We start from the raw sequence: 23154 nt of genomic DNA, 5'->3' as shown, positions 1-23154 counted from the left end.
ATACCGTATATGGCAAAGTGCCAAGGAGTTGATTCTTTATGCAGATCATACATCAGGCTCCGTTGTCGGCCTTAGGGCTGGGGGCGGCTTTCATGGTAATTTGGGGTGTGGCTGACCCTATGGCGGCCTTTGCGGAGGTTCGCGTGATTGAGGCGGACGGGTACTACATCATGGGTGACGGGCCGGAGGAGAATGCGGCCGTGGCGAAGGAAAGGGCGCGGGCAGATGCCAGGCGGGCGGCCAGCGAGCAGGCAGGGCTGTATGTGGCGGGGATGACCGAGGTGAAGAAAGGGAAGCTCACCCGGGATGAGATACGAACCATCTCTGCAGCTGTGATGGAAGTGAAGGAAGATAATGTCACGCCGGAGGTATTGGGCGGCACGGTGATTCAGTACCACTGCCGCATGAAAGCCGTGGTGGACACAGGCAGCATCACTGACCAGCTGCGGCAGGACAAGTTTTGTGGAGACTGTGCAGCGCAACAAGGAACTGGAAGCAGAGAACGCCCGCATCAGGAATCTGGAAGCTGCAAAGAAGAAGCTGTAAGGGAAAAGCCGTCACTCCCATGCGGGTAGTGGCGGCTGAACATCAAAGGAAGCGCAGAAGCTGAACTAGTTCGTGAGGGGGCTCATTATCCGAAGGCCAACTGTTCGGCGGTCAAGGGGCTTGAAACCAACATTTCATTTTTCCCATTCGGCAACAACTATACAGTCAAGTTTGTTGAATTGTTTTAACTACTTGTCATTAGTCAGGAATAGTTGACAATTATGATATTGGGCAGCAGAGAGCTGCAATGCATCCATAGCTTTGAAGTAGGTATGGATGCACGGATTTTTGCAGCTTGGATTGCTACATCTTGATTGATGGAAACAATTTGGATGTTGCAGGCAGTCACAAAATCCCAAAGCGCTTGAACTGCAGCTTGGTCACTGGCACGATATGGCAATACCAAATATTCCATGCAAGTGATTGTAGTAAGGATAAAAGAATTGCTTCCAGTGAACAGAGATGAGAAAATTTTTTTGACTGTATTATGATAAAGAGATGCTTCATCAAGAAAATAGATCAGGGGTGCTGTATCCAAAAAGATTTTGTTACAATCTGTCATTTTCCCGCAACCCTTTCACATAGTCATCTACAGAGCCGTGGCTGCTGAACAGCTTTCCTGCACGCCCCGCATATTTGTTGATATCGATGGTTTCTTTGGACGGTATGGGTGAATGTTCATTTAGAATTGTAATGATTACTTTTTGGCCAGCGACAAAATTAACCGTTTCTTCGGGCACAAATCTTTGCCCATCATAGGTTGCAGCGACTGATAACATGAAAATGCCTCCTTCCTAGAGGAATATGTATGTCAGACAAGTTTGCGACTATTCTTGATATTAGTATATCCTTCTCATATTTCACTGTCAATGACAGGCGATGTCGTATATGGCAAAGTGCAAAGGAGTTGATTCTTCATGCAGATCATACATCAGGCCCCGCTGGCAGCCTTAGGGCTGGGGGCGGCGTTTACGGTAATTTGGGGCGTGGCTGATCCCATGGCGGCCTTTGCGGAGGTTCGCGTCATTGAGGCGGACGGGTACTACATCATGGGTGACGGGCCGGAGGAGAATGCGGCTGTGGCCAAGGAAAGAGCCCGGGCAGATGCCAGGCGGGCAGCCAGCGAGCAGGCGGGGCTGTATGTGGCAGGGATGACCGAGGTGAAGAAAGGGAAGCTCACCCGGGATGAGATACGAACCATCTCTGCAGCTGAGATGGAAGTGAAGGAAGATAACGTCACGCCGGAGGTGCTGGGTGGCACGGTGATCCAGTACCACTGCCACATGAAAGCGGTGGTGGACACAGGCAGCATCACTGACCAGCTGCGGCAGGACAGGCAGAGCTTTGTGGAGGCAGTGCAGCGCAACAAGGAACTGGAAGCGGAGAACGCCCGCATCAATGCTGAGCTGGCGGAACTCAAGGAAAGGTACAAGACCGCCTCGGAAGCCCAGAAGCAGGAAATCAACCGGGAAGTGAAACGCAATGAGGATGCGTTCACGGCGGTGCAGTGGCATGAAAAAGGTGACGGATTTTATGATAGAAAAGAATATAACTCTGCCCTCGAATGTTATCAAAAGGCTCTCAAAATGGCTCCTGACTATGCGCTCGCATGGGCTAGTATGGGGGCTGCCTACAGCGGCTTGAAGGATGATGAAAAGGGCATTGAATGCTGCCGGAAAGCCATTGCTATTGCCCCCCAGTGTAAAACGGCCTGGTGCAATATGGGAGCTTGCTATGATGGCCTGGGCAATGCTGGCAAAGCCATTGAACACTACCGCAAAGCCCTTGAAATCGATCCGAATGATTCAATATCTTGGAGCAATATGGGATGTTCTTATGAAGATGTTGGTGACCTCGACAAGGCTATGGAATGTCATAGGAAGGCCATAGAAATCGACCCGAAGAATGCCTATCCATGGAACAATCTGGGGCATATCTATGGTAAGTTGGGCAAATATGAAAAGGAGATCGAGTGCTGCCAAAAAGCCATCGAGCTTGACTCGGAATATGCAAGCCCCTGGAACAACCTGGGGGTGGCCTATGGGAAACTGGGGGATAGCAACAAGCAGCTGGAATGCCATCTGAAGGCTGTGGAACTCGAGCCTAAGAATGCAATAGCCCAATATAATTTGGGAACTGACTATTTCGCAATGGGTGCCTATGAAAAAGCTATCGAATGCTTTCGGAAAAACAGTGAGCTTGACTCAAAGAATGCCAATCCATGGTTGGGGATGGGAAGGGCATATGCAGAATTGGGCAAGTACGAAAAGGCCCTTGAATGTTATCAAGCAGGCATCAGATTAAATCCGAAAGACGGAGTGATTTTGTTCTATATGGCGATAGCCTATGAAAAACAGGGCAACAATAACAAGGCTCTAGAATTCTACAGCAAAGCAGTAGAACTTGATCCGAAGCATGCCGTGGCCTGGAACAATCTTGGATTGGTCTATTATAACCTGGGCAACATTGACAAGGCTATCGAATGTACCCGAAAGGCTTCGTCCCTTGACCCAGGCGTGGAAGTATACAAGGACAATCTGAACTTTTACCAGGAAAAGAAACGCTTTGCATAGGACAAACAAGCCGCCGCTTCCCAGCTGGCAGCGGCGTTTTCAGGAAAGGAAATAGGGGAAGAGGTGGACGTATCCTACGAAACAGTGAAGCGCATCTTCAGGGATGAGTTCGGCATGACCATGGAGGATTTTGCCAACGCCACCGGTGAACTGGCCAAGCTGATTGATTTGTGAGGGCAGCATAAATTGGCTGGTTAATGAACGGCGGGCAAGGTGTGAAATTCAGTGCAGAGCTGATGCCACATACAGGCGGCGGCTCTGTTTTTTTGTGGGCATGGGTCATAAGTGCTTGCATTTCTCATGGAAGTCTTATAAAATATATACGGAAAAATTTCGGATTTAATGGACACGCAGGGGGCACCTGCGTGTTTTTATAGCAAGTCGGGAGGAATTACTGTTGCAGAAGCAGACAACGCTGGCCAGGGAGGCTGCCTATACGGGGGTGGGTCTTCATTCCGGGCGTGAGGTACATATGGTGTTATGCCCGGCCGGGGCGGATACGGGACTGGTCTTTGTGCGGACGGATTTGCCAGGGCAGCCGGAGATCCATGCGGTGGCGGAGAACGTCACTTCCACTCTGCGGGCTACCACTGTGGAGGAGAATGGCTGCAAGGTATTTACCATCGAGCACCTCATGAGTGCCTTCCATGCAGCTGGCATTGACAACTGCCGCATTGAGATGGACTCGGAAGAGCCGCCGGTGGCGGATGGTTCTGCGCTTGCTTTCTTTGAGCTTATCCGGGAGGCAGGGAAGACGGAGCTTGATGCTCCCCGCCATGAAGTGGTGGTGGACAAGGTCTACCGCATTGACGATGAGAAGAAAGAGCGCTTTGTCATGGTCGTGCCTTACGACGGGTTCAGAGTGAGCTTCACCTCTGTCAATCCCCACAAGCTCATTGGCATCCAGTATGAGGACTTTGAGATTGACGAGGAGACCTATCATAAGGAAATCGCTCCTGCCCGTACCATTGCTTACGAAAAGGAAATCGAGGCTCTGCGGCAGATGGGACTGGGACTTGGCGGCACCATTGAGAGCGTCATCGTCTACAATGACGACGGCTGGGTGAATCCCCTGCATTTTGAAGATGAGCTGGTTCGCCATAAAATTCTTGATGTCATCGGGGATCTGCGGCTGGCAGGTCCTGTCCGGGGTCATGTCATTGCGGCAGCTTCAGGCCATGCCCTGAATACGGCTTTAGCAAAACTTCTTGCGGCAGCGCCGCGAGGCTGAGTATAGAAAGAGGGATATGTTTATGGAACTCGATATCAATGAAATCATGAAAATCCTGCCCCATCGTCCGCCCCTCCTGCTGGTGGACCGCATTGTGGAGATTGAGCCTTTCAAGTCTGCCACTGGCATCAAGTGCATCACCATGAATGAGCCCCAGTTCGGTGGCCATTTCCCGGGGCATCCCATCATGCCTGGGGTCCTGCTCCTCGAGGCTATGGCCCAGGTGGGGGGAGTGGCTATGCTCTACCCGAAGGAGCACCGCGGCAAGCTGGCTTTCTTCGGCGGCATGGACAACGTGCGCTTCAAGCAGCCCGTGGTGCCCGGCGATGTGCTGGTGACCAAGGCTGAGATTGTGAAGGTGCGTGGCAACTTCGGCGTGCTTCATGCTGACGGCTATGTCAATGACAAGCTGGTGGCTCAGGCTGACTTCAAGTTTGCCTTGATTGAGGATGAAAACCATAAAGCAGAATCCGGTGAAAGCACGGAAGCCTGAGCCTTCCAAAGCGCAAAACAGAGGATTTTGTTGTAAATAACTGATTTTAGCAAGTAAAACAGACCTAGTCTTTGTTCAATTCGAAGAATGCCCGGATTTGCTGTCATATTGCATACTAAGATTGAAAGTTTATTTGGGAGTATAAATAAAAGATGAGCAAAGCCGTTGGTGTCGGGAATTGCTCACCCTGGCACGTGGGTTTCGGGAACAGAGGAGTTGGAGCAGATGAGCGCTGAAAGCAAAGTAGTGGCTTATATACATGATACTGCTGTCATAGCACCGGGGGCACGGATTGCCAAGAATGTGGAGATTGGGCCGTACTCGGTGATTGGGGAGCATGTGGAAATCGGTGAGGGCACGAAGATTGGCCCCCATGTGGTTATCACTGGCTGGACCCAGATTGGCAAGGATTGCAAGATTTTCCAGGGGGCTTCCATAGGCGAGGAACCCCAGGATTTGAAATTCAAGGGTGAGAAGAGCTATGTCTTCATCGGTGACCGCACCACCATACGTGAGGGGGTCACCGTCCACCGCGCCACCGGCGAAGGGGAGGAAACCCGCATCGGCAATGACTGCCTGCTGATGGCACTCACCCATGTGGCACATAATTGTGTGATTGGCAATAATGTCATCATGTCCAACCTGGCCAGCGTGGCGGGCCATGTGGTAGTGGAGGACAGGGCTGTCATAGGCGGCATGGCTGGTGTCCACCAGTTCGTGAAGATTGGCCGCAATGCCATGGTGGCAGGTATGTCCCGCTTGGTGCAGGATGTGGTGCCGTACACTATCGTCGCTGGTCATCCGGCGAAGGCTGCGGGCCTCAACAGCGTGGGCATTGCCCGTGCGGGCATTCCCCTGGATGTGCGCCGCAATATCAAGCGGGCTTACAAGATACTCTACCGTTCGGGGCTGAGCCTCAAGGAAGCTATTTCTGTCATTGAACAGGATGTGGATTCCTGTGAAGAGATTGAGCATTTCCTCCGCTTCCTGCGCAATGCGGATCGGGGAATTTGCAGAGGCCGTCGGGATGGGGATAAAGAACTGGACTAAAATTTAGAGATAGGGAGCAAAGTTTATGGAAAAGATTGGACTGCTGGCAGGCGTAGGCAAGCTGCCTGTGGAATGCGCAAGGGCTGCAAAGCTTTTGGGCTATGAGGTTTATGCTGTGGCCCTGCTGGACGAGACGGACCCTGAACTGGACGAGGCGGCTACTGAGTGTGCCCATATCAGCATTGCCAAGCTGGGTGAGCTGCTGGCTTACTTGAAGGAAAAGCAGGTCGAGAAGGTGACCATGATTGGCAAAGTAACCAAGGAACTGCTTTTCTCCGGGAAACTCATCCCGGATGCTATGGCTATGCAGCTTATCATGTCTCTGCCGGACAGGAAGGACGATACCATCATGCTGGCTTTCGTCCAGGCTCTGGCCAAGGCTGGCTTCACTGCCTTTGACCAGACGGCACTTATCCATAAGCTGATGCCCCATAGCGGCACCCTCACCAGCCGCGAGCCGGATGAGCGGGAGAAGAAGGACATGGAATTTGGCTTCCGCATGGCCAAGGAAATCGGCCGCCTGGATGTGGGCCAGACCGTGGTGGTGAAGGAGTCTGCTGTCATGGCTCTGGAGGCCATTGAGGGCACCGATGCCTGCATCAGGCGCGGCGGCGAGCTGGCCCGTGGCGGCGCAGTGGTGGTCAAGGTGGCCAAGCCTGAGCAGGATAACCGCTTTGATGTGCCTACGGTGGGCAAGGCTACCATTGAGTCCATGATTGCTGCAGGCGCTACGGCCCTGGCTATCGAGGCTGACAAGACCCTGCTGGTAGAGCGGGAAGCTGTGGTAAAGCTGGCCGAAGAACACGGCATTGCTATCGTGGCTATGTGAAGATGAAGATATGAGATGCGGCAGTTACTTCGGTCTGCCGCATTTCTTTTTTGCGGGCTTCGGCGTTATATGATAAAATGATAGATTGATGGACGGAGGGATGGCCAGTGAAGATTATGCTCTCAGCAGGAGAGGTTTCGGGGGACTTGCACGGCAAGAAGCTGGCAGAGGCCCTTTTAAGCATTGACCCTTCCGTGCAGCTCATGGGCTTTGGCGGCAGGGAAATGGAGGGCGCCGGCGTGCGCCTGCTCAGAGACTTTGCCGACTACAATGTCATGGGAGTCTGGGAAGTCCTGAAGAATCTGGGCAGGATAATGGGACTTCTGCGCGAGCTGGAAAATGCCATGCGGGAGGAAAAGCCTGACCTTCTGGTGCTCATAGATTACCCGGATTTTAACTGGCGGCTGGCGAAAAAGGCCAGAGCCCTGGGGATTCCAGTGTTTTCCTATATCCCGCCTTCTGCCTGGGCCTGGCGCAAGGGACGAGCCAAAGACTGCGCTATGATCGCAGAGGAATTTGTGGCTATCTTTCCCCATGAGCTGCCTCCTTATGAGGCGGCCGGGGCAAAGATTTCCTTTGTGGGCAATCCCCTGGTGGATACGGTAAAAGCTGAAATCCCTCCGCAAAAGGCTGAACGGGAGTTTGGACTGCAGGAGGGAGAAGTGCCCATCCTGCTGCTGCCCGGCAGCCGCCGCCAGGAAATAGAGATGCTCCTGCCAGATATGCTGGGGGCGGCGAAGCTCTTGAGGGAAAAGCGGCCTGAAAGCCGCTTCTACCTGCCTGTGGCAGATGAGGGACTGAGGGAGCTGATAGAAGCGAAAATCTCTGCGGCAGGTGTGCCAGTTACCCTTACGGGCACGGAGCACCGCTATGCTCTCATGGGCATGGGGGCGGCGGCTATGGCCACCTCAGGCACGGTGGTGATGGAGGCGGCCCTTATGGGCCTGCCCTGCGTGGTGCTCTATCGTCTATCCAGGCTGTCTGCCTTCATCGGCAGGCTCCTGGTTCATGTGGATAATTTCAGCCTGCCCAATATTCTTTTGGGAGAAGGCTTCCAGCCGGAACTGCTGCAGGAGCAGGTGACACCAGAGAATATTGCAGAAAATATGCTGCCGCTCTATCCCGGTGAAGAAAAGAGGCAGGTCACCTGCGAAAAGCTCGTGGAAGCCTGCGCAAAGCTGGGGGCACCCGGGGCGGCTTATCGTGTAGCGGAAAAAGTACTGGCCTGTGCCAGACGATATATTTCATAGATTTTGAGGGAAGATCATCCATGAAGAATTACAAGCGGCTGCTGCAATATATGCGGCCTTATACAAGGCGTTTTATCCTGGCTGTTTTTTGCATCATCATGGCGGCAACCGCCAATCTTTACTTGCCTTGGATCATCAAGGACATGGTGGACAAGGTGCTGACGGAAAAGGATATGTTCATGCTGAATGTCATTTCGGCAGGCATTGTCATCACCTTCCTCATCAGGGGGGTTTTCTACTATGGCCAGTCCTATCTGGTATCCTACATTGGCGAGCGTGTGATCATCGACGTCCGCGAGGTCATGTTCAAAAAGTTCCAGCGCCTGCCCATGTCTTATTTTGACAGGCATCAGACGGGCGAGACCATGAGTTATATCACCAACGACGTGGCGGCTATCCAGTCCGCTCTGGTGAGCCAGCTCATAGAGATGGTGACGGAAGGATCAATTCTCATCGGTTCCCTGGTCATGATGTTGTATCTTGACTGGAAACTCTCCCTGCTGACACTGGTGATTATCCCGCTGGTGGGACAGGCTATGAAGATTTTCGGCCGCAAGCTCAAGCGCAATGGCACGGTGATTCAGGAGCGCATGGCAGATATTACCTCCCTTTTGCAGGAAAGCGTGTCTTCTGTGCGGGTAGTCAAGACCTTTGTTCGTGAGGATTACGAAATCAACCGCTTTCAGAAGCAGAACATCCTGAACTTCCAGGCCGCCATGAAGAATGTGCAGCTCACCAGCCTTCTGACGCCGACGGTGGAGTTCCTGGCGGCAGTATCAGTGACTTTCATTGTCTGGTTTGGCGGTTATGAGGTGCTGAATGGTGAGCTTACTGCTGGTGCGCTCATAGCATTCCTTACTTACGCTGTAAATCTGGCCAATCCCGTCAAGCGTCTTTCTCGTGTCTATGGCTCCATGCAGAAGGCCATGGCGGCAGTGGACAGGGTGTTTGAGATCATTGACTTGCCTGAGCCGCTTTCCGACAAGCCAGAGGCCAAGCCACTGCCTGAAATTCAGGGGCATGTGGTAGTGGACCATGTTTCCTTTGGCTATAAGAAGGATGTGCTGGCTCTGGATGATGTGACGCTGGAGGCAAGGCCTGGGCAGATGATTGCTTTTGTAGGTCCGTCAGGGGCAGGCAAGTCCACCATCGCTAACCTGCTGCCGCGCTTCTATGAGATTGATAGTGGTTCCATCAGCATTGACGGCCATGATATACGGGATGTGACCATCAAGTCCCTGCGGGAGCAGATTGGCATTGTGCCTCAGGAAACCATGCTCTTTTCTACCACGGTGCGGGAAAATATCCGTTATGGCAGACTGGATGCAACTGACGAGGAAGTGGAAGCAGCAGCTAGGGCAGCCAATGCCGATGGCTTTATACGTGAACTGCCCCAGGGTTATGACACTCCTATTGGGGAACGGGGACTTAATCTTTCTGGTGGTCAGCGTCAGCGCATGGCCATTGCCCGGGCTATACTCAAAAATCCTCGCATCCTCATCCTGGATGAAGCCACTTCGGCCCTGGATACGGAGAGTGAGAAAGTGGTGCAGGCGGCCCTCGACCAGCTCATGGTGGGGCGTACTTCCTTTGTCATTGCTCATCGCCTTTCCACCATTTTCAATGCCGACCAGATTTATGTCATTGACGGAGGCAAAATCAAGGAGCATGGCACACATGAGGAGCTGCTGAAGAAGAACGGGCTTTACAGTTATCTATATAATATTCAGTTTAGCAAGAAGAACGTTGAGTAAAGGGGATAAGACATGCAGTTGCTTTATAACATAGCGGCCATCATCGTCGTGGTGCTCATCATCCCGATGTTTATGATCCGCGCGGTGCGTGAACGGGGGTTCGTGGAGCGCATCAAGCAGAGCCTGGGCATTTTCCCGGACCATGTTCTTGAACCGGTGGCGAAAAAGGGCTGTATCTGGGTTCATGCGGCTTCGGTAGGGGAAATCGTAGCTACCAGCCCCCTGATCAAGGAATTCCGCAAGGAGTTCCCCACCAGCCCCATTCTTGTTTCTGTAGTCACAACCAGTGGCTATGAAATGGCCAACCGCATCATCAAGGATGCAGATGCCATCATCTACTTCCCCTTGGATTTGCCCTGGCTGGCGTCCCATGTCTTCAGGCGCATTGGACCACGGGTTTTCCTGCCGGTGGAAACGGAGCTTTGGCCGAATTTCCTGAAGACCGCCCGCCGCTGCCAGGTGCCCGTGATGATGGTGAACGGCCGCATCAGCGACAAGAGCGTCAAGCGCTACAAGTATATGCGCGGCCTCCTGCGGGACATGATTGGCACGGTGAAGAAATTTGCCATGCAGTCCCCCATTGATGCCGAGTATATCCAGCGGCTGGGCGCCCCTCCGGAACTGGTGACGGTGACTGGCAATACCAAGTTTGACCAGACCTATACGGATGTAAGCGCAGAAGAAAAGGCACAGATTCTCCAGGAGATGAACCTGGAGGATAACGGCGGCATCTTCCTGGCAGGTTCCACCCATCGCGGTGAGGAGGAGTTCGTGCTGCAGGCCTTCAAGGCGGTCAGGAAGAACCATCCCAAGGCCAGGCTGGTGATTGCCCCCCGCGAGCTGCTGCGCACTACGGAAGTCACGCATATTTGCAAGCGGGCAGGCTTCAAGGTGGCCCTGCGCACAGAGCTGCAGAAAGAGCAGCAGCACGGGGAGCCGGCTGACATTGTGATTCTCGACACCATTGGCGAGCTGGGCAGAGTTTACAGCATAGGCGATGTGGTGTACGTAGGCGGCAGCCTGATCACCCACGGCGGCCACAACATCCTTGAGCCGGCGGCTCATGGCAAGGCCATCATCGTGGGCCATTATATGTTCAATTTCAAGGACACCCATGCCCTCTTCAGGAAGCGCAATGCCTGCATTACTGTGGAGAACGCTGAGGGGCTGGCCAGGGAAACCGCCCGCCTTTTTGATGAGCCCGAGGAACGCCACCGCATGGAGGCGGAGACTCTGGCTATCGTGGCCGAGAACAAGGGGGCTTCCCGCAAGTCTGCCCTGATCCTGCGGGAGACCATCGAGCGCTTTGAGCGGGAGCAGGCTTCCAAGGGTTCCAGCGTCAAGTCCACCCAGAAGATTGCCAACCTCCAGACCTACTTCGTGGATCTGGTGCACAGCAAGGATGTGGACGGCATAGGGCAGAACATCCTCATGGGAATCCTCTATCTGCTGTCCCTGGTTTATCGCGGGCTGGTGAATTTCAAGCTGGCGCTTTTCAAGCTGGGGGTATTCCGCACCAGGAGCCTTGACTGCTTTGTCATCAGCCTGGGCAACATCACCGTGGGCGGCACGGGCAAGACGCCTACCGCCCAGAGATTGGCCCGGGATATCCGGGATATGGGCTACCGGGTGGTAATCCTCAACAGGGGCTACCGGGCTAAATGGCATGGCAAGGTGGGCATTGTGTCTGACGGCAGCAACCTGCACATGAGCGCTGCTGAGGCAGGCGACGAGGCCTTCATGCTTGCCAAGCATCTGCCCGAAGTTCCCGTGCTGATTGGTGCTGAAAGAGCTGAGACTGGCCGCTATGCCATCGAGCACTTCGGCGCTGAGGTGGCTATCCTGGACGACGGCTATCAGCACTGGCAGCTGGCAAGAGATATGGACATAATCCTCATTGATGCGGTGAATGTCTTCGGCAATGGCTATATGCTGCCGCGAGGCACTCTGCGCGAGCCTATGCCTCACCTGAACCGCAGCCATGTCTGCCTGATGACCAAAGTGGATCAGGCGGCGGCAGGTTCCCGCGAGTATATCCGGGAAACCATGGAGAGCTATAATCCTGAGGCCAAGATTGTGGAGAGCATCCATCAGCCCCGCTGCTTTATCCCCCTGCCGGACTGGTATGTGGATATTGCAGGTGATGGCATTCCGGTGACGGAAATGAAGGGCAAGCGCATTGTGGCGGTGTCAGCCATCGGCAATCCCGCTTCCTTTGAGCAGACCCTGGAGGATCTGGGCACGGAGATTATCGAGAGCCTCCGCTATCCCGACCACCACGATTACACCATGCAGGAAATGCAGGATGTGCTGAGGCGCGCTGAGAGCCAGGGAGCCGAAGCCATTGTCATCACAGAAAAGGATGCGGTGAAGATTCCCGCAGAAGTCATACAGTCCCGCTGGCCTATTCCCGTCTACGTCATCTGTGTGGAGGTCAATTTCCAGGAAGGCGGGGAGGAGTTCTACAGCCTGCTGAAGGCAAAATTGCAGGATAAATTGGGGAACCGCTAAAGGAGATATCAGTTATGAAGGTACTTTGTGTGATACCAGCCCGCTACGCCTCAACCAGGCTGCCGGGCAAACCGCTGAAGGATATTGCGGGCAAGCCCATGGTGGTGCGGGTCTACGAGAGGGCAAGTCTTGCCAGCCTGGTTGATGAAACCCTGGTGGCAACCGATGATGAGCGCATCAAGAGCGCTGTGGAGGCCGCCGGCGGCAAGGCCATGCTCACCAGAGCTGACCATGCCACTGGCACTGACAGGCTGGCAGAGGTGGCAGAGGCTTACCCGGAGATTGACCTGATTGTCAATGTGCAGGGAGATGAGCCTTTGATAGAGCCGGGACTCATAGACGAATTGGCGGCGCTCTTCAAGGATGACCCGGCCCTTGCCATGGCTACGGTCAAGACCGAGATGAAAGACGCTGAGGAGCAGAAGAATCCCAACAATGTCAAGGTGGTCTGTGACAAGGAGGGCTACGCGCTGTACTTCTCAAGGTCGCTTATGCCTTATCCGCGCAAAAGCGGCTGCCCGGTTTACAAGCATATCGGCATTTACGCTTACCGCCGGGATTTCCTGCTGAATTATGCCAGGATGGAGCCGACTCCGCTGGAGCAGGCTGAGTCCCTGGAGCAGCTTCGCGCCCTGGAAAACGGCTATCGCATCAAGGTAGTGGAGACTCATGCCAGCTTCGTGGGCGTGGACACGGCAGAGGACCTGGAAAGGGTCAATGAAATTTACAGGAATATGTGATAAAATAAGCACTAGGTTTGTGTTTATGAAATAATGGAAGGAGAATCATCATGAATAAAGTCAAGGTCGGCAGCTTCGAGATCGGCGGCGGCGAGCCTTTGGCCCTGCTGGCAGGCCCCTGCGTGCTGGAGAGCCTGGACCGTTGTCTCTACATTGGCCGCACCATCAAGGATATCTGCGGCAGGCTGGGGATTCCTTATGTGTTCAAGGCTTCCTTTGACAAGGCCAACCGTTCCTCCTTCCACAGCTTCCGCGGCCCGGGTATGAAGAAGGGCCTGGAGATGCTGGAGACTATCAAGAAGGAACTGGATGTGCCGGTGGTGACTGATATCCACGAGCAGAATCAGGCCAAGCCCGTGGCGAAAGTGGCTGATATCCTGCAGATTCCCGCCTTCCTTTCACGCCAGACTGACCTGCTGCACGCTGCTGCCCAGACAGGCCGGGTGGTGAATGTGAAGAAGGGCCAGTTCCTGGCTCCCAAGGATATGCGCAATGTGGTGGACAAGCTCCACGAGTCCGGCTGTGACCAGATGATGCTCACGGAGCGCGGTGCTTCCTTTGGCTACAACAATCTGGTAGTGGATATGCGTTCCCTGCCCATTATGCGTTCTTTTGGCTATCCTGTAGTTTTTGACGGCACCCATAGTGTGCAGCTTCCCGGTGGGGCAGGCACCACTTCTTCCGGCAACCGGGAGTATGTGGAGTATCTGGTAAGGGCTGCCGTAGGCGTGGGCATTGACGCCCTCTTCCTGGAAGTCCATGACAATCCGGAAGAAGCACTGTCCGATGGTGCCAATATGGTATATCTGGACAAGCTGGAAGACCTCTTGAAGGATGCTCTGGCTATCCATGAAATCGTGCGCAAGAAACTTTAAGATATAGTTCTGTCATAGAAGGAGACACAGCCATGTCCATGATAACGGAGAAAGCTATAGAGACCCTTGAGATAGAGGCAGGGGCAGTGGAGGCTCTGAAGGAACGCATCGACGCTGAGTTTGAGGCAGCAGTCCAGTGCATACTGGACTGCCAGGCCAGGGTGGTGGTTACAGGCATGGGCAAGTCCGGCCATATCGGCAGGAAGATTGCCGCCACTCTCGCCAGCACCGGCACCCCCTCTTTCTTCATGCACCCCGGTGAGGCTTTCCACGGAGATCTGGGCATGGTGACGGAAAAGGACGTTGTCATTGCCATTTCCAATAGCGGCGAAAGCTCTGAGGTAGTGAATATCCTGCCCATTATCCGCCGCATCGGGGCTGCCATCATTGCCTTCTGCGGGCGTAGGGATTCCAACCTGGGCCGTCATGCCGACCATTTCATTGATATCGGCGTGGAAAGGGAAGCCTGTCCTTTGGGGCTGGCTCCCACGGCCAGCACCACGGCTACCCTGGCCATGGGTGATGCCATGGCCATGGCCCTTATGAGCGCCCGCAACTTCACCAGCCAGGATTTTGCCATGTTCCACCCTGGCGGGGCTTTGGGCCGGAAGCTCTTGCTGAAGGTGGAGAATGTCATGCACACTGGGGAGGACAATCCTATCATCACGGCGGACAAAACGGCCAAGGATGCCCTGTTCATCATGACGGACAAGGGCCTGGGGGCTGTTTCTGTGGTGGACGCAGATGGCAAGTTCATCGGCTTGATTACAGACGGCATTATCCGTCGTGCTCTGGCCAAGGATTACAAATTCCTGGATGAGCCGGTGAAGGCCATCATGTTTGAGACGCCTCTTACCATTTCCAAGGACAAGCTGGCGGCTGCAGCCCTCTCCGTCATGGAGAAGCACAAGCCCCGCCCGGTTACGGTGCTGCCGGTTATCGACAGCGACAACACACCTGTGGGCATTGTCCATCTGACGGATTTGCTGCGCCAGGGCGTTGTGTGATAAGTCTTGGTTACGCTAAGGCGTTCGGGAAAGGGGCATGACAACGCTTCACTTGGACTTTTTCCATAGAATCTAAGCTCCCGCTGCACTTTGCTCTGCTTCGCAGAGCGAAGCTTGCGCTCGCTAAGATTTATGGAAAAATTCCACACGTTCCGCTTATGCCGTGCCCCTGTCCCTCACTTACTTTGGATAAGCGAGGCATAAAGCTATGGAAATAAAAGCAGAAGCTCTGGAAAGGGCAAAGAAAATAAAGCTCATCATCTTCGATGTAGACGGCGTTATGACTGATGGCGGCATTTATGTGGGGGCCGAAGGGGAACTTTACAAGCCCTTCAACTGCAAGGATGGGCTGGGCATTACCCTGGCTCATCGCTCCGGACTGCGCACGGCCATAATCACCGGGCGCGAGTCTAAACAGCTGGCCTATCGGGCTGGCGAGCTCCATATAACGGAAGTCATGCAGGGGCACCGCAACAAGCGGGGGGCCTATAAGGAGCTCAAGGACAGGCAGGGGCTGACAGATGCGGAAATCGCTTATGTTGGTGATGACCTCATTGACCTGCCCGTCATGCTCCAGGTTGGCCTGCCTATGGCTGTAGCTGATGCCGTGACCGAAGTGCAGGAGGCTTCATTGGTGATTTCCAGCAAGCCGGGAGGGCACGGTGCCATCCGCCAGCTCTTGGAGTTCATTTTGAAGTCTCAGGGAAAATGGGAAGCTATTGTGGCGTCCTTTCAGGATGTAAATGAACAGATTGATAATATTGCAACCCCTACGGAGGCGTTGCAGCAGTGATGGGAGAGTTCGGTCCATGCAGTATAAATTGGTAATGTTCATGAGCAGGGTCTGCTGCTGTCTGCCCCATGGCCTGCTTATGGCTGCAGGCAGGGTGTTGGGAAATCTCTACTATCTCCTGATCAAGAAGCAGAGGGAAAGAGCTGTGGCCCAGATGATGCCCGCCCTGGGTGTCAGCGAGACAGAAGCAAGGAAACTGGTAAAGGAATCATTTGTTAATCTGGCGCGAAACGTGCTGGAAATCCTCTATATGCCCGCTCTTACCAAGGAAAACTTTTCCAAATATGTGGAGATTGACCATTTGGAGCGCATGCAGGCAGCTATTGCCGAGGGCAAGGGGGTCGTTGTGCTCACGGGGCATATCGGCACCTGGGAGTGGCTGTCTGCTGCCTTTACCATGAATGACCTGCCTGTCACTGCCATTGCCAAGCCCCAGCCCAATATCCAGTACACCAATGCGCTGGATGACCTCAGAAAGACCATCAACGTGCAGATTTTTTCCCGTGGCACCAGCGAGCTCATGGCGGCAGCCAGGGCTTTGAAGGCTGGTAAGATCCTGGGGTTCCTGGCCGATCAGGACGGTGGACCGGGCGGAGCGCTGATAGATTTTTTGGGAAAGCCTGCTGCCACTCCTATGGGGCCTGCGGTCTTTGCCCGGAAGTTCCATGCTCCTGTACTGCCGGCTTTTATCATCAGGCAGCCGAACGGCAGGCACAAAGTCATTATCAAGGAAGTCATGCGTTATAAGGATACGGGGGACCCTGACAAGGACCTCTATGATTTTACCGTTGAGATGACCAGGATCTTGGAGAGCGTCATTCGCGAGAATCCCACCCAGTGGCTCTGGTTCCAGAAGCGCTGGAACACTGCCCCGGAGCAGATGAAATCAGGCAAGCACCACACGTCCCTGTCCAAGGAGGAAAAGGCATGAATAATAAAGCCAAGGCTCTGGTGGCAGGCATTGCCATGCTGGCAGTGGGGCTGATTGTTTGGGCGGTAGCCACGGTGCCGGAGGTACCAAAAGAAGTGCCCCAGCCCGAAAAAAAGGTCATGAGCTATGATGGCAATACCCTCAGCGAGGAAAAGGGCGGCAGAAAGCTTTGGGACCTGACTTCTGAGCATATTGAAGTGGATGCTGATACCCAGGATGTGACTATGCAGGGCATCACTGGCCACTTCTATGCCGAGGACGGCAAGGTGGCTGAGTTGAAAGCCGACAGCGGCGTCTATGGGGGCAAGACCAGGGACGTAAAGCTCACGGGGAACATCATCATCACCTACAGTGACGGTGCCATTCTCACCAGCAAGGAATTGGATTGGAAGAATAAGGAAGAAATCCTTACTGCCCTGGGAGATGTGAAATCTGTCCGGGAAGACCTGCTGATCACCGCTGACAAAATCGAAAGCAGCGAGAGCTTCAACAAGATAAAGGCCATGGGGCATGCTCATCTTGAGCGCAACGAGGAAAAGGCCAAAGCCATGGCGGAGGAAATGAAGAAGTCGGGAGGCAAAGCTGATGAATAAAATGAAAATAATAGGAGCAGGGCTGGCCTTCAGCCTGCTGGCAAGTTCCCTGGCGCTGGCGGCAGACAACAAGGAGCCTGCTTCACTGGATGCTGATACCGTGGAATACGATATGCGCACCGGCGAAGTGGTGGCCACGGATAATGTGCTGATGAAGCGCGGTGATGCCAAGGTTACGGGAACAAAGGCCACCTACAATATCAAGACCATGGCCGGCTCTGTCATCGGCAATGTCATTGCTGTCAAGGGTGATATGCGCATTACCTGCGACCAATTGATTTCTGAGGGACAGGATCACATGATGGCAATGGGCAGCGTTCACGGCACACAGCAGGACAGGGAGTTCAAAGGGGAAAGGGTAGATTACTATCCCACCCAGAATGATTACATCAGGCTGGATAATGGCGGCACTGCCAGCAGCAAGGATGGCTTCTTCAGGGCAGATTTCCTTGAAGGCTGGCTGAAGGATGAGCACTATGTTGGGGTAGGCAATGCCTATGTCAACAGTCCTACCAAGGATTTGGAAGCCGGCGGCGACCGGGTGGATTATTATGGCAAGGATGAAGGCAAGGCCGTCATGACTGGTCATGCCTGGGCCGTGCAGGATAACAACACCCTGCGTGGCAACAAGCTGACCCTTTACATGGCAAAGGACGGCTCGGCCAAGGCAGCACAGTAACAGTATTGGAGTGGAGGACTTAGCTTTGCATATCGAAGCCAAGAACCTGGTGAAAAGGTTCAAGGACCGTACCGTAGTTGACCGTGTGTCCCTGCGGGTGGAAAAAGGCGAGATAGTTGGTCTTTTGGGCCCTAACGGTGCCGGCAAAACCACCAGCTTTTACATGATAGTGGGCCTTGAGAAGCCCGATTCCGGAGAGGTGAATCTGTCCGGGGTCAATATTGCCGGTATGCCCATGTACCGCCGTGCGCGGCTGGGCATTTCTTATCTGCCTCAGGAGGCGTCTATTTTCCGCAAGCTGACGGTTGAGGAAAATATCATGGCCATTCTTGAGACTACAGAACTTTCCAAGGCAGAACAGCGTCACAAGTACGAATCCCTTTTGGAGGAATTCCATATCGGCCATGTGCGGGAAAGGAAGGGCACAGAGCTTTCCGGTGGTGAGCGCCGCCGGGTGGAGATAGCAAGGTGCCTGGCCTTGGAACCGCAGTTTATCCTGCTGGACGAGCCCTTTGCGGGGGTTGACCCCCTGGCTGTGGCAGATATTCAGGAGATTGTCCAGTATCTCAAGCAGCGGGGCATGGGCATCCTCATTACGGATCACAACGTCCGCGAGACACTGCAGATTGTGGACAGGGCTTACATTCTCAACAACGGCAAGATCCTTCTGGAAGGTGACAGCGACACCATAGCCAACAGTCCCATCGCCAGGAAATTCTATCTGGGCGATAATTTCAGTATGTAAGGAGAGGCAGGATGAAGCTGAGAATATTAGACAAATACATATTCAGGGAGATCTTCCTGTCCTTCCTCTTTGGCATCTGTGCTTTTTCTGCCGTGTTCATCGGCTCAGGCACGCTCTTTAAGATTGCCAGGTTCATTACGGATTATGGTGCTTCCCTTTCGGCGGTGCTGAAAGTATTTGTGTTCAGCATGCCCAGTGTCATTATCTGGACATTTCCCATGTCCATGCTTTTGGCTACGCTTTTGACTTTTGGCAAGCTGTCCGGTTCTTCGGAAATAACCGCTATGAAATCCTGCGGTGTGGGCTTTACACGCATTGCTACCCCCGCTATTCTTATGGGGCTGGTGGTGAGCATTGGCGCAATTGCCTTCAATGAATACGTGGTGCCTTGGGCCAACAGTGCTTACCGCAATGTGATTTACTATGAGATTGAGGGCAATACTACCTTGCAATCCCAGGAGCACGTTATCCTGAAGGAAATCAGGGACGGTAAAATACAGCGCCTGGTCTATGCCCGCCTTTATGAAGCTGAGACGGAGCATTTGACAGGTGTCACCATGCAGGAATTCGGCGTGGACGGCAAGGTAACCCATGTGGAGAATGCTGAGTACGCTGAGTGGAATGGCCAGGAGTGGACCATGCACAACGGCATTATCTATGATATGGCCGAAGGCGAGGACAAGAAGGCGCATACCCTGCGCTTTGACAAGCAGACCCTGCCAGTGGCTTCTGCTCCCAAGCAGATAGTCAGGGCACAGAAGGAGCCTTCAGAGCTCACCATGAAGGAACTGCGGGCTGAGATTGACATTATGAAGACCCAGTTTGTAAACACCAACAAGCTGGAGGCAGAGCTTTACCAGCGCGTCAGTGTGCCTATGGCCAGTCTGGTATTTGCCTTGGTCGGCATACCGCTGGGGCTGCAGCCTAACCGCAATTCTTCTTCTGCCGGCTTTGCTATGAGCGTCATCATCATCTTCTTCTATTATGCGCTCATGACTATGGGCAATGCCCTGGCAAGAAGCGGGGCTCTGGCCCCCATGCTGGCGGTCTGGATACCGAACATCGTGGGCCTGCTGGCAGGAGGATTCCTTATCAGGCGGGCTTCCAAATAACGCAGCAAGATAAGCAGCAGGAAATCTAACCAGGAAAGGTGGCAATAGCAGATGTATGGCATATTTCTCATAGCAGTCTTGATACTGACAGGTGGGGCTATTGCCTTTATTGGCGACAGACTTGGCACTAAGATAGGCAAAAAGCGCTTGTCTATTTTTGGTCTGCGTCCCCGGCACACCTCCATCATCGTCACCATCATCACCGGGGCCCTGATTACCACCATGACTTTTGCAGTATTGGCGGCTACCTCTGAAAATGTCCGCACGGCGCTCTTTGGCATGGAAAAGCTCAAGCGTCACATGGCGGAAATGCAGGCGGGCATTGAGCAGGCTACAGGCGAGCTGCAGGCTGCCCGGGTGGAGAAGGAAGCAGCTGACAGCGCTCTGGATAAGGCCAAAGTGGATGTGGAAAAACTCCAGAACCAGCAGAAGGAATTAGAGGCTGTATCCCGTGAACTGCAGGCAGGCAATGACCTGCTGCAGCAGGAAAAGGAAAACCTGCAGAGAGAGAGGGACAGCCTTAGCAGTGAAAACCAGTCCCTGTTGGCAGATAATGACAGCCTGGCAGAGAATAATGAAAAGCTTAGCAAGGATAACAAGAATCTTGAGCGGAATGCAGAGCGTCTCAAGGATGGCCTAATTACCATGCGTGAGGGTGACATAACCTTCAGGGCTGGAGAAATCCTGGCCAGCGGCGTAATCCAGGGGGGCCGCAGCGAGGAAGCTGTGGAGGCAGACCTTCAGTCTCTGGCCCAGCTGGCTAACCGCAATGTGTCTGCCCGTCTGGGCATCAATCAGACAGATCAGGGCCTTTGGATATATCAGCCAGAGGCTGAGGCTGCCATCAAGGCTATTGCGGAAAGCTCCCAGGATATGGTAGTGCGCATCGTTGCTGCTGGCAATCTGGTGCGCGGGGAAGTTGTCCGCGCTTCTCTGGAACTTTATAAGAACAGCATTATCTATGGTAGCAAGGAGCTCATTCTCGCAAAGCCGTATACTCTCAGGAAGCATGATGAGGAAGAGGCAGAGATGGTGGTCATGGATTTCTTGATGAATGTCAATCAGGCAGCGGTGGCCAAGGGCATACTGCCCGATCCCATCCGCGGTTCCGTAGGTGTCATCGAAGGGGCGCAGTTCTACAATCTGGTGGAAAACCTTCGGAGTTGCACGGACCACATCGTGCTTACTGCCTATGCCCGCGATGCCACGGATGCCATGGGGCCGCTGCGGCTTGACTTCAAGTTGGAGCCTGCCCAGGACAGTGATGGCATTTACTCCTCAAAATGAAAGGCGTATTGAGCATGAATATCATGGCACTGGATCCGGGACGGGATAAATGCGGTCTGGCAGTATTGAATGGCCAGGGGGAAATCCTTTGGCGGCAGGTGATTGAAACTAGAGCTCTGGAAGAGTTTGCCATAGCCAGGGCCAGGGAACATGATCCTGTTTGTTTGATAATGGGCAATGGTACCACCAGCAAGGAGGCGGAGGGGCGCTTGAAAAAAGCCCTGCCGGAAATGACTCTGAAGGTGGTGGATGAATACCGCACTACGGAGGAAGCCAAAAAGCTTTACTGGCAGGTAAATCCGCCTAAAGGCTGGCGACGGTTCCTGCCTGTCACCATGCAGGTGCCTCCGGAGCCAGTGGATGATCTGGTGGCGGTGATACTTGCCCGCCGGGAAATTGATAAAGGAACTGTGTGAGGAGGAAGCCAAATGGGAGAGCAGCAGAGCCGTCCTGACTGGACGGAATATTTTCTTGACATTGCCAAAGCGGTTGGTCGCCGTGCCACCTGCCTGCGCCGCCGCTACGGAGCCATCATAGTCAAGGATAAGATCATCATCAGCACCGGCTACAACGGCGCCCCCAGAGGCGAGGCCAACTGCATCGATACGGGTCTCTGCGAGCGCGAGCGGCTGAAAGTCCCCAAGGGGCAGAACTACGAGCTCTGCGTGGCTGTCCACGCGGAGCAGAACGCCATCATCAATGCCGACCCGGCTCTAATGGAAGGTGCCACCATCTACATCGTAGGCTACAATGCCGACGGCACACTGGCCTCCGGCAAGCCTTGTCTCCTTTGCAGGCGCATGCTGCGCAATGCGAAGCTTTCCCAGGTGGTCTACTACGAGACAGACGGCAGCATCATCACTTGCAGGCCGGATGAAATTGCATAAGGAACTGTTCATAAGAATCTAAGGGAGTCCGCAGGACTCCTTTTTTATATGCTTTCAGCTTTTTTTCATGCTTGGCAAGGGATAAGATACATTATTGACACTGCCATGGGCATGGGGTAGAATAGGATTGTTATTTAGGCAGGAGTGCCTTTTCGTTTGAATTTGAAGGAGTGCGACTTAAGTTATGCCGGATTATATGTTGGCGTTCATCATTGCCGCCGGAATGGCTCTGCTGGTGACGCCTGGGGTTATCTTTTTGGCAAAGAAAACCGGGGCTCTTGACAAGCCCGATGCCCGCAAAGTGCATAAGAATCCCATTCCCCGCATCGGGGGATTGGGCATTTACCTGGCCTTCATGGCAGCTATGACAGCTGTGCTGGTGCTGGTGAGCGTGGATGCTGAGGTACAGCAGGAAATCATTGGCCTGATGGTCAGCGGCACGCTGATTGTGGTCATTGGCCTTATCGATGATTATACCAACCTGCCTGCTAAGGTGAAGCTCTTGGGACAGATTATCGCCGCCTGCGTGCTGGTGATTGGCTTTGATGTGAGGATTGATTTCATCACTGACCCCTTTGGGGATTATCTCTTCCTTGAGTATCTGGCTGTGCCTGCTACCTTGTTCTGGATTGTGGGCCTGACCAATACGGTGAATCTGATTGACGGCCTGGACGGCCTGGCAGCGGGGGTCTCCTCCATTGCGGCTGTCACCATCTTCCTGGTGGCCCTGCAGCAGGGCTTCATGCTGGTGGCAGTGCTGACGGCGGCTCTGGCCGGGGCGGCCTTTGGCTTCCTTTACTATAACTTCAATCCTGCCCGCATCTTCATGGGGGATTCTGGCAGCATGTTCCTGGGCTTTATGCTGGCTGGCATTTCCGTCATCGGGGCGGTGAAGAGCGCAGCTACCATCGCCCTCATTGTGCCCATCCTGGCATTGGGGCTGCCCATCATGGACACCACTTTTGCCATTGTGCGCCGCTACCGTGGGGGAGTGCCCATCTTCAAGCCGGACAAGGGTCATCTGCATCATCGTCTGCTGGATCTGGGCTTCACCCAGCGTCAGGCAGTGCTCTTGATGTACGTCATCAGCGCCCTGCTGGGTCTCAGCGCTGTGGCTCTCACGGAGGTCAGCCCCCAGATGTCCATCGCTATTGTGTGCGTGGTTATTTCGGCAGTGCTCTTTGGGGCCAAGAAAATCGGTATTTTCCATTTGAATGATTCTGCCCAGCAGCACTGAGCAGTTAATAGGGAATCCCAATGAAGGCAGG

At 53.9% G+C, this 23154-nt stretch carries 24 protein-coding genes; 22 read left to right on the top strand and 2 right to left on the bottom strand.

Features of this window, described 5'->3' with window-relative positions; all coding sequences use genetic code 11:
• Positions 1 to 38: 38 nt before the first annotated feature.
• Positions 39 to 575: a hypothetical protein gene (locus BLW59_RS05765; protein WP_074696908.1), complete on the top strand. Its 537-nt coding sequence runs from the start codon at positions 39 to 41 to the stop codon at positions 573 to 575.
• 173 nt (positions 576 to 748) lie between these two features.
• Here the strand turns inward: BLW59_RS05765 and BLW59_RS17700 are convergent, their stop codons facing one another.
• A complete protein-coding gene (locus tag BLW59_RS17700; protein ID WP_175463362.1) occupies positions 749 to 1108 on the bottom strand; it encodes a PIN domain-containing protein in 360 nt (119 codons plus the stop codon).
• The gene (locus BLW59_RS05755; RefSeq protein ID WP_074696906.1) at positions 1095 to 1325 is read right to left on the bottom strand and encodes a hypothetical protein; all 231 of its coding nucleotides are present in this window, start codon (positions 1323 to 1325) and stop codon (positions 1095 to 1097) included. The genes BLW59_RS17700 and BLW59_RS05755 overlap by 14 nt, the downstream gene beginning before the upstream one ends.
• A gap of 138 nt (positions 1326 to 1463) precedes the next feature.
• Between BLW59_RS05755 and BLW59_RS05750 the strand changes: the two genes are divergently transcribed.
• From BLW59_RS05750 to BLW59_RS05650, 21 genes are all read left to right on the top strand, one after another.
• Entirely contained in the window at positions 1464 to 3119 is a 1656-nt protein-coding gene (locus BLW59_RS05750; RefSeq protein WP_074696903.1) for a tetratricopeptide repeat protein, read from the top strand.
• 397 nt (positions 3120 to 3516) lie between these two features.
• Positions 3517 to 4350: a UDP-3-O-acyl-N-acetylglucosamine deacetylase gene (gene lpxC / locus BLW59_RS05745; protein ID WP_074696901.1), complete on the top strand. Its 834-nt coding sequence runs from the start codon at positions 3517 to 3519 to the stop codon at positions 4348 to 4350.
• A gap of 22 nt (positions 4351 to 4372) precedes the next feature.
• Positions 4373 to 4843, top strand: a complete 471-nt coding sequence (fabZ, locus tag BLW59_RS05740; RefSeq protein WP_029545971.1) for a 3-hydroxyacyl-ACP dehydratase FabZ — start codon at positions 4373 to 4375, stop codon at positions 4841 to 4843.
• 225 nt (positions 4844 to 5068) lie between these two features.
• On the top strand, positions 5069 to 5893 hold the full coding sequence (lpxA, locus tag BLW59_RS05735) for an acyl-ACP--UDP-N-acetylglucosamine O-acyltransferase (RefSeq protein ID WP_029545969.1): 825 nt from the start codon (positions 5069 to 5071) through the stop codon (positions 5891 to 5893).
• 25 nt (positions 5894 to 5918) lie between these two features.
• On the top strand, positions 5919 to 6722 hold the full coding sequence (locus tag BLW59_RS05730) for an LpxI family protein (RefSeq protein ID WP_074696899.1): 804 nt from the start codon (positions 5919 to 5921) through the stop codon (positions 6720 to 6722).
• Between the two features lie 107 nt (positions 6723 to 6829).
• A complete protein-coding gene (gene lpxB, locus BLW59_RS05725; protein ID WP_074696897.1) occupies positions 6830 to 7972 on the top strand; it encodes a lipid-A-disaccharide synthase in 1143 nt (380 codons plus the stop codon).
• Positions 7973 to 7992: 20 nt separating this feature from the next.
• The gene (msbA, locus tag BLW59_RS05720) at positions 7993 to 9726 is read left to right on the top strand and encodes a lipid A export permease/ATP-binding protein MsbA (protein ID WP_074696895.1); all 1734 of its coding nucleotides are present in this window, start codon (positions 7993 to 7995) and stop codon (positions 9724 to 9726) included.
• A gap of 12 nt (positions 9727 to 9738) precedes the next feature.
• Positions 9739 to 12237: a tetraacyldisaccharide 4'-kinase gene (gene lpxK, locus BLW59_RS05715; protein WP_074696893.1), complete on the top strand. Its 2499-nt coding sequence runs from the start codon at positions 9739 to 9741 to the stop codon at positions 12235 to 12237.
• 14 nt (positions 12238 to 12251) lie between these two features.
• Entirely contained in the window at positions 12252 to 12977 is a 726-nt protein-coding gene (gene kdsB / locus BLW59_RS05710) for a 3-deoxy-manno-octulosonate cytidylyltransferase (protein WP_074696891.1), read from the top strand.
• Positions 12978 to 13027: 50 nt separating this feature from the next.
• Positions 13028 to 13852, top strand: coding sequence for a 3-deoxy-8-phosphooctulonate synthase (gene kdsA / locus BLW59_RS05705; protein ID WP_029545958.1), 825 nt, complete (start codon positions 13028 to 13030; stop codon positions 13850 to 13852).
• Between the two features lie 38 nt (positions 13853 to 13890).
• Positions 13891 to 14859, top strand: a complete 969-nt coding sequence (locus BLW59_RS05700) for a KpsF/GutQ family sugar-phosphate isomerase (RefSeq protein WP_175463367.1) — start codon at positions 13891 to 13893, stop codon at positions 14857 to 14859.
• Between the two features lie 208 nt (positions 14860 to 15067).
• Positions 15068 to 15652, top strand: a complete 585-nt coding sequence (locus BLW59_RS05695) for a KdsC family phosphatase (RefSeq protein ID WP_074696886.1) — start codon at positions 15068 to 15070, stop codon at positions 15650 to 15652.
• A gap of 16 nt (positions 15653 to 15668) precedes the next feature.
• The gene (locus tag BLW59_RS05690) at positions 15669 to 16583 is read left to right on the top strand and encodes a lysophospholipid acyltransferase family protein (RefSeq protein ID WP_074696884.1); all 915 of its coding nucleotides are present in this window, start codon (positions 15669 to 15671) and stop codon (positions 16581 to 16583) included.
• Positions 16580 to 17176 (top strand): LPS export ABC transporter periplasmic protein LptC, encoded by a 597-nt coding sequence (lptC, locus tag BLW59_RS05685; RefSeq protein WP_074696882.1) that lies wholly within the window; start codon positions 16580 to 16582, stop codon positions 17174 to 17176. Before BLW59_RS05690 ends, lptC begins: the two co-directional genes overlap by 4 nt.
• Positions 17169 to 17855 carry an LptA/OstA family protein gene (locus tag BLW59_RS05680; RefSeq protein WP_029545949.1) on the top strand — a complete coding sequence of 229 codons (687 nt, stop codon included), beginning with the start codon at positions 17169 to 17171 and terminating at the stop codon, positions 17853 to 17855. The genes lptC and BLW59_RS05680 overlap by 8 nt, the downstream gene beginning before the upstream one ends.
• Positions 17856 to 17880: 25 nt before the next feature.
• Positions 17881 to 18600 carry an LPS export ABC transporter ATP-binding protein gene (gene lptB, locus BLW59_RS05675; RefSeq protein ID WP_029545947.1) on the top strand — a complete coding sequence of 240 codons (720 nt, stop codon included), beginning with the start codon at positions 17881 to 17883 and terminating at the stop codon, positions 18598 to 18600.
• An 11-nt stretch (positions 18601 to 18611) separates the two neighbouring features.
• Positions 18612 to 19712, top strand: a complete 1101-nt coding sequence (locus BLW59_RS05670) for an LptF/LptG family permease (RefSeq protein WP_029545945.1) — start codon at positions 18612 to 18614, stop codon at positions 19710 to 19712.
• 51 nt (positions 19713 to 19763) lie between these two features.
• Positions 19764 to 20999 (top strand): DUF3084 domain-containing protein, encoded by a 1236-nt coding sequence (locus BLW59_RS05665; protein WP_074696880.1) that lies wholly within the window; start codon positions 19764 to 19766, stop codon positions 20997 to 20999.
• Between the two features lie 14 nt (positions 21000 to 21013).
• Positions 21014 to 21415, top strand: coding sequence for a resolvase (locus tag BLW59_RS05660; protein WP_074697066.1), 402 nt, complete (start codon positions 21014 to 21016; stop codon positions 21413 to 21415).
• A gap of 12 nt (positions 21416 to 21427) precedes the next feature.
• A complete protein-coding gene (locus BLW59_RS05655; RefSeq protein ID WP_029545939.1) occupies positions 21428 to 21886 on the top strand; it encodes a deoxycytidylate deaminase in 459 nt (152 codons plus the stop codon).
• A 184-nt stretch (positions 21887 to 22070) separates the two neighbouring features.
• The gene (locus BLW59_RS05650) at positions 22071 to 23123 is read left to right on the top strand and encodes an MraY family glycosyltransferase (RefSeq protein ID WP_029545937.1); all 1053 of its coding nucleotides are present in this window, start codon (positions 22071 to 22073) and stop codon (positions 23121 to 23123) included.
• The last annotated feature ends 31 nt before the right edge of the window (positions 23124 to 23154 follow it).

The organism is Selenomonas sp. KH1T6, assembly GCF_900108415.1.
GTDB classification, from domain to species: domain Bacteria; phylum Bacillota; class Negativicutes; order Selenomonadales; family Selenomonadaceae; genus Selenomonas_B; species Selenomonas_B ruminantium_A.
The sequence above is the reverse complement of the archived record's forward strand: the minus strand, read 5'-3'. Positions and strand labels throughout refer to the sequence as shown.